Below are 13,790 nucleotides of genomic sequence, written 5' to 3' on the forward strand. Positions count from 1 at the left end.
GCCTCTCACGCCCGCGGATGGGTGCGGGCGTAGACTTCCTTCAGCCGGCCCTTGGTGACGTGAGTGTAGATCTGCGTGGTGGAGATGTCCGCGTGGCCCAGCATCTCCTGCACGGAGCGCAGGTCGGCACCGTTCTCGAGGAGGTGGGTGGCGAAGGAGTGGCGCAGCGTGTGCGGCGTAATTTCCTTGTCGATGTGCGCGTCTTCGGCGTATTTCTTCACGATCTTCCAGAAGCCCTGGCGCGTGAGCCGGTGGCCGTGGTGGTTGACGAAGAGCGCATCCTCCTCCCGGTTCTTCACCAGCTTCGGCCTGCCGTGCTCCAGGTACTCCTTCACCGACTGGATCGCGATGGTGCCCAGCGGCACGATGCGCTCTTTCGACCCCTTGCCGGTGCAGCGTATGTAACCGGTGTCCAGGTTCACGTCGGGCAGGTTGAGCGAGACCAGCTCCGACACCCGGATGCCTGTCGCGTAGAGCAGCTCCAGCATAGCCCGGTCCCTCAGCCCTGACGGCTGCGACGGGTCCGGCTGCGCCAGGAGGCGCTCCACCTCCGCCACGGTCAGCACCCGCGGCAGCCGCTTCTCCAGCTTAGGCGACTCCAGGTTGGCCGTGGGGTCGGTCTCAATGCGCTTCTCCCGCACCAGGAACTGATAGAACGCCTTCAGGGCTGCCAGGCGCCTGGCGATGGTCGCCGTGGCCTTCCCCTGATTCTGCAGGTGGCGCAGGTAGTTGATGATGGTGGTGCGAGAGACGGCGTCCAGGTCTGCTTCGTCCTCCCCGAGGAACTGGGAGTACTGGCGCAGGTCGCGGCCGTACGACTCCAGCGTGTTCGTCGCCAGGCCCCGCTCCACGCTCAGGTAGTTGATGAACTCATGGATCAGGTTGTTCATGTCGCATCCCCTTCGCGCCAGTAGTGGTAATCATTCTCTCGCATATCGGGGAGGATTATGCGTCACACCTGACCGATTTTGTCAATTCCACGGAACGGGGTCCATCCCCTCCTGTTCCCGGCCCGCCCGGGGCCACCCCAAACGGTTCCCTGCGAAATCACCTTATGACGACCGGTGCGCGCCTATGCCTGGCACACACAGAAACGGCCCCGCATCCTGAGGGACGCGGGACCGCTGCTTCCCGCCTAGCCGAGGACCGTCTCCAGTGACACGTACTCCAGCCCGAGGGCCTGCGCCACCGCCGGATAAGTGATACGCCCGGCGACCACGTTGGCGCCCTTGGCGAGCGCGGGGTCGCTCTTCAGGGCTTCCCGCCAGCCCAGGTTCGCCAGCTTCAGCACGTAGGGCAGCGTGGAGTTGGTCAGGGCGTAGGTCGACGTACGCGGCACGGCGCCGGGGATGTTGGGCACGGCATAGTGGATCACGCCGAACCGTTCGTACACGGGGTCCCGGTGCGTGGTCACCCGGTCGATGGTCTCGATACAGCCTCCCTGGTCGACGGCGACGTCCACGATGACCGCTCCGGGCGCCATCTGCTTCACCATCTCCGCCGTCACGAGCTTCGGCGCCCGGGCGCCCGGGATGAGGACGGAGCCGATCACCAGGTCGGCCCTGGAGACCGATGCGGCGATCACGTACTCGTTGGACACCCGGGTCTGAATGCGGCCGCTGAAGATGTCATCCAGGTAGCGCAGCCGCTCCGTGTTGATGTCGATGATCGTCACGTGGGCGCCCATCCCCACCGCGATCTTCGCCGCGTTGGTCCCCACGGTGCCGCCGCCGATGATCACCACGTTGGCCGGGGCCACGCCGGGCACGCCGCCCAGGAGCACGCCCCGCCCGCCGTGCGCCTTCTCCAGGTAGTGGGCGCCGATCTGCACCGCCATGCGCCCCGCCACCTCGGACATCGGGGTGAGCAGCGGCAACGACCGGTCAGCCAGCTGTACGGTCTCGTAGGCAACGGCGATGACCCCGCGGTCCAGCAACTGGCGAGTAAGCTCCGGCTCGGCCGCCAGGTGGAGGTAGGTGAAGATGATCTGCCCCTCCCGCATCAGGTCGTACTCCGGCGGCAGGGGCTCCTTCACCTTGACAATCATGTCCGCCGCTGCCCAGACCTCCTCGTTGGAGGCCACCACTTTGGCGCCCGCGGCCGTGTACTCGGCATCCTCAAACCCGGAACCCCGGCCGGCGTCCCGTTCCACCAGCACCTCGTGACCAGCCTTCACGAGGGCATTCACGCCAGCCGGGGTCATGGCGACCCGGTTCTCGTAGGCTTTCAGTTCCCGTACAACCCCTACCCTCACGGCGTTCACTCCTTCCCCGCCCCGGCGCCGCCAAGGCGCCAAGACGCCTTGTGGATGCGTGCACCGAGAACGAACGATGATGCTTGCCCCTTCTGACCCATATTATCCCATGGTGCGCATGTTCCGCCAAGCCCGACTTTGGGTCCTTTGGGAAGAGTGCGTCACTATTGCCCCACAGGGGCCACCAGCCGGAGCAGGTGCGGCGACACGTAGGCTTCCACGAGGGCGGCGGCCACGAGAAGCACGGCCGCGGAGAGCAGGGTGTTGGAGTAGCCGGCCAGGGCGCCGTAGTATCCGGAGAGCCGCCGCCGCACCCGCCACGAGGTGGCGACCTCCAGGACGAACCCTACGGAGGCCGACGCCGCCAGGATGAGCCCCGGCACCTCCAGCACGGTCTGCGGCAGGTGCCCGGCGGCCGCAACCAGGACCCCCCGTGTGCCCAATTCCGCGGCGAGGTACGCGACTGCAAAGCCAGAGGTGAAGCCGCGCACCAGCGGCAGCGCCGGCACCGCGACGGCGCCCGCCAGAGAAATAGAAAGCACCCACATCAGCGAGACCAGCCGGGCCTGCCGCAGCAGCGCATCCCGCAGCAGTTCCCCTGCGGACGGGCCGCGCCCCACCGCCAGCGCCTGCATCGAGTCGGAGAGCATCCGCACCAGTTCCTGCCGCGTCTCCAGGTCCAGGCTGCGCACGGCGAGCGCGCCGAAGAGCAGCCCGATGACGAACAGGCCCGCGTGCAGGAGCACCAGATTGCCCCGCCGGATCACCAGGTCTTCGAGGTTTTCGCGCCACGCCTCGTACAGATGCATTCCCCGCCCCACCCTTGTCCATAGACTCACGGGGAGTCTATGGGACAGGGCGGGCAATTATGTCGCGGAAGGGTCGTCACAAACGATCACGCGGCCGTAGACCCCGCCGCCGCCCGACTCGATGTCCAGGCGTCCTTCCCGCGCCAGGACCACCAGGCGGGCGAGCCGCGCACCCACCACCTCGGCCAGCTCTTCTTCCGACGCCCGGTGCAGCACGGCCATCTCGGTGCCGAACGCCGCCACCAGCCGCTCGAGACCCCGCCGGCCGAGGCCGGGCACGAAGCTGAGGGGCACCTGGTGCACATAGGGCGGCCGCTCCCTTTCCACGCGGACGAACCGCCCCTCCTGCCAGGCCCGGTAGTGGCGGATGCGGTCGAGCACCCCGAGCACCACGCGGTGATGCGGGTCCACCGAACAGCGGAGCACCGGCGGGTCGCCCTCCACCCGCCGGCCGCACGTGAGGCAGAAGGTGCGGTGGTACTTTCCCAGGCGCGGGTCGAGCCCGTAGTTGGCGAGAACGGCCCGGCCCCGCTCCCCCCGCAGGGCCAGGAGCCACTCGTCGAAGCTGGGCTCAGCCACCAGCAGCTGGTTGTACTCCCGGCCGATGCGGCCGAGGGAATGGGCGTCCGAGTTGGCCAGAAACGGAAAGCGGCTGAGCTCGGGAATCTCGTCCGCCAGCGCCGTGTCGGCCGAAAGCCCCAGCTCCACCGCCGGAACCGCCCCCCAGAGATCGGGCGGAATCACCTCGGATATGGCGGGGGCGGCGCCCAGGGCGGACTTGTGGGGCGTGAAGATGTGGGCCGGGATCACCACGCCTCCCAGCCCCGCCACCGTCGCCACCACTTCCGGTGCGCCCGCGCCGTGCAGGCGCTGGGTTGAGAGCTGCCGGTTTCGCACCCGCCCGGCCTGCCACCCTGCGAACGCGCGCAGCGGCTCCAGGCCGCGGAAGTAGCAGAGCAGGTGGACCGGTCGCCCCCCATGGACCACCTCCACCTCGGCGCCCGGGATGAGCGTCACCTCGTCGTAGGCCAGGCCCCCGCCCGGCCGCTCGGACACCCGCCCCTCCGCGACCAGCCGCTCCAGATCCGCGAGGCCGCCGCCGGTCGCCGCGTCGATCACCCCCACCAGCCGGATGCCCTTCCGGTCGCGGGCCTCGGCCAGGATGCCCTCGAGGGTGAGCGACCGCGCGGCCGCGATCTTCACGGGACCGCCGGGGTCGCCGGCCCACCCCAGGTGCACGTGCAGGTCGGCGTAGACCACCTGCAGGGGCTCAGCGGCCGCGGCGCCGGGCATAGAGCAGCACCCCCGCCAGCGTCTTGGCGTCCCGCAACTCGCCCGCGAGCGCCATCCGCAGGGCCTCGTCCAGGCTGAGCCGCACGAGGGCGATCTGCTCGTCCTCGTCCATGGGCAGCCGGGAGGGCTCCAGCTCCTCCGCCAGGAAGAGGTGCAGTTTCTCGGTGCAGAACCCGGGGGCGCTGTAGAACTCGCAGAGCTTCGTCAGCCGGCGGGCCCTGAAGCCCGCCTCCTCCTGCAGCTCCCGTTCGGCGGTGGTCGCCGGGTCCTCGCCCGGCTCGCACGTGCCTGCCACCAGTTCCAGCAACTCCTCGCCCGCGGCGTAGCGGTACTGGCGCACGAAGAGCAGGTCGTCGCCATCCACCGCCAGCACCACCACTGCGCCCGGGTGCGCCACCACGTCCCACGTGCGCTCGCGCCCGTCCAGTTCCACCAGGTCCCGCCGGACCGTGATCACCCGGCCCCGGAAGATCTCGTCGCGCTTGACCACTTTCATCTCCATGGCTAGCCATGCTCCTTTGTTGCTTCATTGCCGCACAGGGGCCGGGCGATCGACTGTCATCCCTACTCGGCCACGTACAGCCGGCTCAGCTGCCCGATCCGCTGCAGGCGTTCCTCGGCGAGCACCTCGGCCGCCTGCGCCGTGCTGATGTTCCGCTCCTCCGCGATCTGGAACACCCGGAGCAGCTTGTCGTAGATCGTGGCCACCCGGGCCAGCGCCCGCTCCCGGCTGTATCCGACCGGATGGAACTCCTCCGCCACGTTGACCACGCCGCCGCCGTTGATCACGAAGTCCGGCGCGTAGAGGATCGACCGCTCCCGCAGCATGTCCGCGTGGCGGGGCTCCTTGAGCTGGTTGTTGGCCGACCCGGCGACGATCCGGCACTTGAGCTGGGGAATCGTCTCGTCGTTCAGCACGGCGCCCATGGCGCAGGGGGCGAAGATATCGCAGGCAACGCCGTAGATTTCCGCCGGGGCCACGGGCGTCGCCCCGAACTCCCTGACCGCCCGGTCCACAAGCTCCGGGTGGATGTCGGTCACGATCAGGCGGGCGCCCGCCTCGTGCAGGTGACCGCAGAGCGCCCAGCCAACCTTCCCCAGCCCCTGCACGGCCACCTTCTTGTCCTTCAAGTCTTCCGACCCGAATACCTGCCGCGCGCAGGCCTTGATTCCCTCAAACACGCCGTAGGCCGTCACGGGAGACGGGTCTCCCGATGCCTCCGCCCGCCCGGCTGCGTGCCGCGTCTCCATCTGCACGTAGGTCAGGTCCTCCACAGTAGTGCCCACATCTTCGGCGGTGATGTACCGCCCGCCCAGCGACTGCACGAACTTGCCGAAGGCCCGCAGCAGCGCCTCGCTTTTCTCCGTGCGCGGATCGGCCCAGATGACGGCCTTGCCGCCGCCCAGGTTGAGGCCCATGGCCGCGTTCTTGTACGTCATGCCCCGGGAGAGGCGCAGCACGTCCGTGACGGCGTCGTCCTCGCGCTCGTACTTCCACATACGGACCCCGCCCAGGGCCGGGCCCAGCGTGGTGTCGTGAATGGCGATGATGGCCCTGAGGCCCGTGGACCTGTCGTAGCAGAAGACGAGCTGCTCGTGCCCGTACTGCTCCATCTGGCCAAAGATTCCCATGCGATGAACCTCCCCTTTGTGATGCTGCAGAGTATTCAGGCAGCGGCGGCAAGGGCCGCTTCAGGAGCGGGAGCGAGAGCGCACTGCGGGGCCCCTATTCGGGCACGTAGATGCGACCCAGCCGACCGATCTGCTCGATGCGCTGCTCCGCCAGGCGGTCGGCCGCCAGACAGGTGGGAATCCCCTCTTCCCGGCTGATGGCGAAGATCCGGAGGAGCAGGTCGTAAAGGGCGGCCACCTTGCGCCGTGCCCGTTCCGGGTGGAAGCCGAGCAGCTCGTCGGCCACCTGGATCAGGCCGCCGGCGTTGATCACGTAGTCCGGGGCGTAGAGGATGCCCGCCTCGTACAGCAGGTCGCCGTGGCGCCGCTCGGCCAGCTGGTTGTTGGCGGACCCTGCGACGATCGCACAGCGGAGGCGCGGGATCGTCTCGTCGTTCAGCACGCCGCCCAGGGCCGAGGGCGAGAAGATGTCGCAGGGCTGGTCGTAGATCGCGTCCGGCGCCACGGCGGCCACCCCGGGATGGGTGGCACAGATCTCCGCCACCCGCTCCGGACGGATGTCGGTCACCGTGACGCGCGCCTCTTCCTCCAGCAGGTGGCCCAGGAGGCGGGTGCCCACCTTGCCCAGCCCCTGCAGGGCCACGCGCCGCCCCCTCAGGGAGTCGTCGCCCCAGACGAAGCGAGCAGCCGCCTTCATGCCCAGCCAGACGCCATAGGCCGTGAGGACGGCGGTGTCGCCGGAACCCCCTTCCTCCTCCGGCAGACCGACGAACCACGGCGATTCCTGCTTCGCCCAGACGAAGTCCTGCTTGTCTGTGCCCACGTCGGTGCCCGTGACGATGCGCCCGCCCAGGGTGCCCACGAAGCGGCCCAGGGCCCGGAAGAGCGCCTCGGACTTCTCGGCGGCCGGGTCTCCCCAGATGACCACCTTGCCGCCGCCGTGGTTCTGCCCCGTGGCCGCAGACTTGTAGGTCATGGCCCGGGCCAGGCGGAGGGCGTCTTCCAGGGCGGCCGCCTCGCTCGGGTAGGGCCACATCCGGCAGCCCCCCAGCGCGGGACCCAGCGTCGTGTCGTGAATCGCGATGATCGCGCGCAGGCCGGTGGCGCGGTCGTAGCAGAAGACGACCTGCTCGTGGCCGTCGCTCATCATGCGCTCGAACACGCCCATGCAGGCTCCCCCCCTGCGTCTCTGACGAGCACCCGTAGGTGCAACATCCATGCCAGCAGGGGGCAGTCCCTGGCCCGGGGTTCCGCGTTAGTCGGCCCGGACCGCAGCGGTCCGGGCCGGCACGGCTCCGAGGGGTTGCCAGGTCAAACCCCAGGCCGCCCCTGGGAAAAATGTCCGGATGCGGCGGTTGGGGGCACTGCGCACCTTCCTGCAAGTCTCTGCAGAACTATGCCTGCACAAACTCGCAGGCTTCCGGCCCGACGAAGACGGCGCAGCCGCGCGCCCCTACATCAGCCCGTACCGCTCCAGCTTGTAATACAGCGTACGGGGAGCGATCTGTAGCCGCCGCGCCGCCTCCGTCTTGTTCCCCTTCGTCTCCGCAAGGGCACGCATGAGCGCTGACTTCTCGGCCTCGGCCACCACCTCGTGCAGGGGCCGGGTCCGCCGGCCCTGCCCCTCCGGCGGAGGGGTCGGAGGCGCCGCCGGCGACGGTGCGCTCCCCAGGGGCGGCAGGAAGCGCCGCTCGATGGTGGTGTCGGTCACCGCCATTGCGATCATGGCCCGGCCGATGATGTTCTCCAACTCCCGCACGTTGCCCGGCCAGTGATACTCCCGCAGCACCTGAAGAGCGTCGGGGGCAATGTCACGCACGTTGCGGCCGTATTCTTCGTTCAGCTTGGCGATGAGGTGCGCCACGAGCCGCGGGATGTCTTCCTGGCGGTGGCGGAGCGGCGGGATGACGATCGGGACCACGTTCAGGCGGTAGTAGAGGTCCTCCCGGAACTTTCCCCTTGCGATCATGTCCTCCAGGGGCGCGTTGGTGGCGGCGATCACGCGTACGTCCACCTTCACCGGCTTCGCCTCGCCCACTCGCACAATCTCCTTCTCCTGCAACACCCGCAGGAGCTTCGCCTGCAGCCCCAGCGGCAGCTCGCCGATCTCGTCGAGGAAGATGGTGCCGCCGTCGGCCTCCTCGAAGAGCCCCCGCTTCCCGCCCTTGCGGGCGCCGGTGAACGCGCCCTCTGCGTAGCCGAAGAGTTCCGACTCGAGCAGGGCCTCGGGGATGGCGGCACAGTTGACTCGGATGAACTGCCCCTTGGCTCGACTGGAGGCGTTGTGGATGGCGTGGGCGAACAGCTCCTTGCCCGTGCCGCTCTCCCCCCGGAGCAGCACGGTGGCCGGCGTCTCCGCCGCCCTGCGGGCCTGCTCCACCGCCTGCTGCATCACGGGGCTGTCGGCGATGATCTCGCTGAAGGTGTAGGTCGAGGTAAGACGCCGGATCAGCTTCCGCTGCTGCTCCAGTTCGGCCGAGAGCCGCGCGATCTCCGACACGTCGCGTACCACGCCCACCGAGCCCTTGAGCTTCCCATCCACCAGGATCGGGGCGACGTTCACGATCACCTCCCGCTTGTGCGGACCCACCCGCATGGGCACGTTCCGCACCGGCCGCCGGGTGCGCAGCACCTGCAGGTGCATGGATTCCTGGCTCGGGTCGATGTCCACCGTTGCCGGCTTGCCGATCACCTCCTCCGGCTTCAGCCCCGTCAGCGCGGTGTAGGCGGGGTTGACCATCCAGCCGATGCCGTTCTCATCCACCACCGAGATGGCGTCCTGGGTCGAGTTGAAGATCGCCTCCAGCAGCACCTTCATCTCCCGGAGGCCCGTGATCTCCTCAGCCAGGGCCTTTACCTCGGTGATGTCCCGGAAGACGGCTACGGCCCCCACCACCTGCCCGTCCCGGGACCGCACCGGCACCCGGTTGGTGACGATGGTGGTCTTGCCCACCTCCTGCTGCTGGTTCAGCTCTGCCTTCCCCGTGGCCAGCACCACGTGCAGCCGGGTGTTGGGGATGACCTCGGCGGCGGGCCGGCCGAGCAGCTGCTCCCGGTTCACGCCCAGCAGTTGCTCAGCCGCGCGGTTGCAGAGCGTGATCGCCCCCTCGGCGTTTACCGCCACGATCGCGTCGTGGGTGGAATCGAGCATCACGTCGCGCTCCAGCTCTCGCGCCTCGAGTTCCCGCAGCAGGCGCAGGCTCTCGTCCACGAAGCTGAGCATGAGGTTCATGGCCAGCCCCTCGATGATGACGGCGCGGGGGTGCTTCCTTCGCTTTACTTCCTCGACCAGCCCCGCCTCCCCCGTGGCGTCCACGATGATGTCCACCTCGGGCAGCGTGATCAGCTCCGTGTAGTCGATGGTGGTGCGGATGCCGTGGCGCATGGCCAGCGCGATGCCCGGCGCGGCCGGGTTCCGGTCGGCCACCCCGAGGACGCGCACCTGGCGCGGCGTGCTCACCAGGGCGGTGAGCAGGGAGGAGCCGCCCTTGCCCGCGCCGATGATCACCAGGTTCAGCATGCGCGTCACCTCTGGGAATTGAGACTTGCCTATCCCTTCTGCCGCTACCCTGCAGTTTCCTGCAGAAAAGGAGCGACCCCGCCCGCAGGCGGGGTCGTCGGTCTCAACGTCAACTCGCCTTGTACCCGGCCCGGAGCCGGTCGGCGACCAGGGCGATGAACTCGGAGTTGGTGGGCTTGGCCCTGCTGCCGTCCAGGTGGCCCAGGGCCGCGCTCAGCCGGTCGCTGCTCCGGTCCCAGGCCAGTGCGATCGCATGCCGGATCGCCCGCTCCACACGGCTCGCCGTGGTGCGGTAGTGCCGCGCCACCGCCGGGTAGAGACCCTTGGTGACGGCGCCCAGGAGTTCGGGCTGCTGCAGAACCATGAGGACGGCGTCGCCCAGGTAACGATAGCCTTTCACATGGGGCGGCACGCCCAGCTCGCGGATGAGCTGGTGCACTTCCTCCAGCGACCGGTAGCCAGCCTGCGCCCCGGGCGCCATCCGAGTCGTCCCTGGCGCCACCTTCCCCGCCGCCAGCTCGCGCACGCGCGTGCCCAGCAGGTCCAGATCGAACGGCTTCACGAGGTAGTAGTCTGCGCCCATCTCGAACACGCGCCGGGCGAACGACTCCTGCCCCAGCGCGCTCAGCACCAGGATCTTGGGACGCGCCTTGAGCCCCGTCTGGCCCAGTCGCTCCAGCACCCCGATGCCGTCCAGATAGGGCATGATCAGGTCAAGGATCAGTACGTCCGGTCGGGTCTCGTTGATGGCCTGCAGCGCGTCGAGGCCGTTGTGAGCCTCCCCGACCAGTTCGATGTCCGGCGTGGAGGCGAAGTACTCCTTCAGCAGCGCGCAGAACTCGCGATTGTCGTCGCACACGAGAACGCGGATTCCGGCCGAAGCCACGTTCCGTCACCCCCATAACCAGCTGGACCATTGCCCCACGGAAAACGGAGCGACCCCCTCCGCCCACCTCCCATTATACATATACTCATATCGGTGTTACCCGCCCGTTACCGCCGGGAGAACGGGAAGCCTCCGGGAGAGTCCTTCCTCCCGGAGGCCGGCGTCATCGGTCTCAGCCTTCAGGATGCCCGCTTCCTGGAGCATCCACTCGATCAGCACCCCGTATCCCCGGGTGGGGTCGTTGACGAAGACGTGCGTCACCGCGCCCACCACGCGGCCATCCTGGATGATGGGGCTGCCGGACATTCCCTGCACGATACCGCCCGTCGCTTCCAGGAGCCGCGGGTCCGTGACCTGCACGATCATGTTCTTCCCCTCGGCCGTCGGCTGGCGCATGAGCCGCACGATCTCGATCTGAAAGCGCTCGATTTTCTGGCCCTCCACCACGGTGAGCATCTCGGCCGGGCCTTCCTTCACCTGGCTGGCCATGGCCACGGGCAACGGCTCAGGGTAGAGCGGGTTGCGTACAGGGGCGGAGAGCCGTCCGAAGATGCCGAAGCGCGTGTTCTTCTCGATCGTTCCAAGCCGGCCGCCCGACTCGAACTGGTTGGTGATCTTCTCGCCGGGCGCGGCCCGCTTGCCTTTCTGGATCTTGACCACGTCCACAGCGGTGATGTGACCCTCAGCGAACTCGAACGGCCGCTTGGTCTCGCCGTCTGCGATGACGTGGCCGAGGGCGCCGAACTTGCGGCTGGCCGGATGGTAAAAGGTGAGCGTGCCCACGCCGGACGCGCCGTCACGGATGTAGAGGCCCACCCGCCACCGGCCGGACTCTCCGTCCTGGACCGGTGTCACGGTGCGTTCCAGGCTCTCGCCGCCGCGGCGAACCGTAACCGTCACGGGACGTCCCTTCCGCCCGGCTTCCTGGAACAGATGCGCAGCGTGTTCCTCCCCCCGCACCGGCTTGCCGTCGATGGCGACGATGGCGTCGCCGATCTGAATCCCGGCCTCGCGGCCCGGGTGGTGCACCTGGCCGTCGCTGTCCTTCACGGCCGCAAAGCCGACGACCAGCACGCCCTTGCTTCGCAGCCGCACCCCGATGGAGTGGCCGCCGGGCACCACGCGAATCTGCGGCACCACGTCCACCGTCATCCGGCGGATGGGGATCAGCCCGAACAGCTTCACGTCCAGGGTGTAGCGGCCGGTCTCCTCAGCGGCCAGGCTCACCGGGCTGGTCCCGCCCACTCCCAGGCCGGAGCCGCCGGCCGTCTGCACGGCCGTGCTGAAGGGGATGCCCAGCGACAGTTCGTGGGCCTGTCCCTGGGGGAGGCGCAGGTGATCGGGCAGGGTCACGAAGGTGCGGAACTCCGGAGTCGCAGCGATCGCAAGGATCAGGACGACCAGCAGAAGGCCGGCGGCCCTCCGCCACTTCTCCCGGGTTGACATCGGGGCGTCCCTCCCTGAAGCTTCTCTACCCCAGGGCGGCCCCTTCCTCCGCTTGGTCTCTCACTTCTCGAAAGAACGGGCGGCGTAGTTGACCTCGCCGCCTTCTGTGCACATTAAGTTACCCTGACGCGTACCGGATTATGCAACCTGGCCACCTAAACCGACGCGGCGGCGCTCCTGAGCGACGCCTTCAGCTGCGCAGCCGTGCGAATCATATCGTGGGCGGCCGCCATGGTGTACTGCGTCACCTCCGCGCCGCCGATCATGCGTGCGATTTCGCCGGCGCGCCCGTCGTCGTCCAGCAGCTGGCAGCGCGTCGTCGTCCGGCCGCCTTCCGTCGCCTTCTCGATGCGGAAATGGCGGTCGGCCAGCGCAGCCACCTGCGGCAGGTGCGTCACGCAGAGCACCTGCCGGTCGCCGGCGATCCGGGCCAGCTTCTCACCCACGGCCTGCGCGGCCCGGCCCGAGATGCCCGTGTCCACCTCGTCGAACACGAGGCTCGGGATGTTATCGACACGCGCCAGAATCGCCTTCAGCGCCAGCATGATGCGGCTCATCTCGCCGCCGGAAACGATTTTCGCCAGGGGCTTTACCGGCTCACCGGGGTTGGGCGAGAACAGGAACTCCACCCGGTCCCAGCCCCGCGGGGTCAGCGCCCTGTAGCTGGCCTCGGGCGGCTGCTCCACCGCCACCACGAACCGGGCCGAAGGCATGCCCAGGTCGGCCAGCTCCTGCGCGACCCGCTCGCCCAGCTGAGCGGCAGCCTCCTTGCGGGCGGCGCTCAGCGCCCGCGCCACCGCCTCGGCCTCGCGCCCCAGTTCCTCCTCGCGGGCCGTGAGCTCCGCAATCAGCTCCTGGCTGTGCTCGAGCCGGTTCAGCTCCTGCTCCACCTGTTCCAGATAGGCCAGCATCTCCGGAATGGAGTCACCGTACTTCCGCTTCAGCCCGGAAAGCTGGTCGAGTCGGCCCTCCACCTCGGCCAGGCGCCGAGGGTCCAGATCGACCCGCTCCTGGTAGTCGGCAAGGGCGTGGCTGGCCTCCTGGGCGTGCACCAGCGCGGCCGACACCATTTCCAGCGCCTCGGCGAGGCCAGGATCGAGCCGCAGGGCGTCCTCCAGTTCCGCCCGCACCCGCCCCAGTACGTCGACCACGCTCTCCTGCCCGCGCGCACCCTCGTAGAGGGCGGCGTACGATTCGGCGGCGACCCGCTTCAGTCTCTCGGCGTTGGCGAGCAGCCGGTGCTCGGCTTCCAGTTCCTCCTCCTCGCCGACCCGGAGGCGCGCCGACCGCAGTTCCTCCGCCTGGAAGCGGAGCAGGTCCTCCCGGCGGGCCCGGTCTCGCTCGTCGCCGACCAGTTCCTTCAGCTCGGCCTGGACCCGGTGCAGTTCCTGCACCAGCTCCGCCATGCGGGCGCGCAGGTCCGAGAGGTCGAGCCGCGCGTAGCGGTCGAGCAGCTCCAGCGGCTTGCCGGCCGTCTGAAGCAGCGACCCGCCGTACTGATCCAGGAGGTCGAGGTGTTTCTCCGCCTGCAGGAGCGACTGGTGCTCGTGCTGTCCGTGCAGGTCCACCAGCCCCTGCGTGGCCTCCCGCAGCATGCCCGCCGTCACCGTGCGGCCGTTCAGGCGGATGACGCCCCTGCCGGTACGCGCGATCTCCCGCCGCACCACCAGGAGGCCGTCCTCTGCGACAGGAATGCCCAAGGACCGCAGCGCCTCGCGGCTCTCGGGCGCATCGGTCAGGTCGAAGACGGCCTCGATGACGGCCCGCTCCTCGCCGGCCCGTACCACGTCGGCCGAGGTGCGGCCGCCCAGCACCGCCTGCACCGCGTCCAGGATGATGGACTTGCCGGCGCCGGTCTCGCCCGTCAGAACGTTCAGCCCCTCGGTGAACTGGAGCCGGATCTGGTCAATCAGGGCGAACTGTTCAATTGCGATCTCGACGAGCACACGA

The 13,790-nt window shown here is 68.9% G+C and carries 11 protein-coding genes; all 11 read right to left on the reverse strand.

What is annotated here, in order from left to right; genetic code table 11:
- Positions 1–5: 5 nt before the first annotated feature.
- The 11 genes from xerD to AB2385_RS04115 all read right to left on the reverse strand — a co-directional run bounded on the left by xerD (position 6) and on the right by AB2385_RS04115 (position 13,786).
- Positions 6–890: a site-specific tyrosine recombinase XerD gene (xerD, locus tag AB2385_RS04065; RefSeq protein ID WP_367653655.1), complete on the reverse strand. Its 885-nt coding sequence runs from the start codon at positions 888–890 to the stop codon at positions 6–8.
- Positions 891–1,135: 245 nt separating this feature from the next.
- Positions 1,136–2,254 (reverse strand): alanine dehydrogenase, encoded by a 1,119-nt coding sequence (gene ald, locus AB2385_RS04070; protein WP_367653656.1) that lies wholly within the window; start codon positions 2,252–2,254, stop codon positions 1,136–1,138.
- A gap of 164 nt (positions 2,255–2,418) precedes the next feature.
- Entirely contained in the window at positions 2,419–3,063 is a 645-nt protein-coding gene (gene spoIIM / locus AB2385_RS04075; RefSeq protein WP_367653657.1) for a stage II sporulation protein M, read from the reverse strand.
- A gap of 57 nt (positions 3,064–3,120) precedes the next feature.
- Positions 3,121–4,356 (reverse strand): endonuclease Q family protein, encoded by a 1,236-nt coding sequence (locus AB2385_RS04080; protein ID WP_367653658.1) that lies wholly within the window; start codon positions 4,354–4,356, stop codon positions 3,121–3,123.
- Positions 4,334–4,858 carry an NUDIX hydrolase gene (locus tag AB2385_RS04085; protein WP_367653659.1) on the reverse strand — a complete coding sequence of 175 codons (525 nt, stop codon included), beginning with the start codon at positions 4,856–4,858 and terminating at the stop codon, positions 4,334–4,336. The genes AB2385_RS04080 and AB2385_RS04085 overlap by 23 nt, the downstream gene beginning before the upstream one ends.
- A gap of 62 nt (positions 4,859–4,920) precedes the next feature.
- Positions 4,921–5,988: a Glu/Leu/Phe/Val dehydrogenase gene (locus AB2385_RS04090; protein WP_367653660.1), complete on the reverse strand. Its 1,068-nt coding sequence runs from the start codon at positions 5,986–5,988 to the stop codon at positions 4,921–4,923.
- Positions 5,989–6,082: 94 nt separating this feature from the next.
- Positions 6,083–7,156 carry a Glu/Leu/Phe/Val dehydrogenase dimerization domain-containing protein gene (locus AB2385_RS04095; protein WP_367653661.1) on the reverse strand — a complete coding sequence of 358 codons (1,074 nt, stop codon included), beginning with the start codon at positions 7,154–7,156 and terminating at the stop codon, positions 6,083–6,085.
- Between the two features lie 285 nt (positions 7,157–7,441).
- The gene (locus AB2385_RS04100) at positions 7,442–9,508 is read right to left on the reverse strand and encodes a sigma 54-interacting transcriptional regulator (RefSeq protein ID WP_367653662.1); all 2,067 of its coding nucleotides are present in this window, start codon (positions 9,506–9,508) and stop codon (positions 7,442–7,444) included.
- A 109-nt stretch (positions 9,509–9,617) separates the two neighbouring features.
- Positions 9,618–10,394, reverse strand: a complete 777-nt coding sequence (gene spo0A, locus AB2385_RS04105; RefSeq protein WP_367653663.1) for a sporulation transcription factor Spo0A — start codon at positions 10,392–10,394, stop codon at positions 9,618–9,620.
- A 96-nt stretch (positions 10,395–10,490) separates the two neighbouring features.
- A complete protein-coding gene (gene spoIVB, locus AB2385_RS04110) occupies positions 10,491–11,840 on the reverse strand; it encodes a SpoIVB peptidase (protein ID WP_367653664.1) in 1,350 nt (449 codons plus the stop codon).
- 155 nt (positions 11,841–11,995) lie between these two features.
- On the reverse strand, positions 11,996–13,786 hold the full coding sequence (locus AB2385_RS04115) for a DNA repair protein RecN (protein ID WP_367653665.1): 1,791 nt from the start codon (positions 13,784–13,786) through the stop codon (positions 11,996–11,998).
- Between the last annotated feature and the right edge of the window lie 4 nt (positions 13,787–13,790).

The sequence above is a fragment of the Symbiobacterium sp. genome (assembly GCF_040797425.1).
Lineage (GTDB): Bacteria > Bacillota > Sulfobacillia > Symbiobacteriales > Symbiobacteriaceae > Symbiobacterium.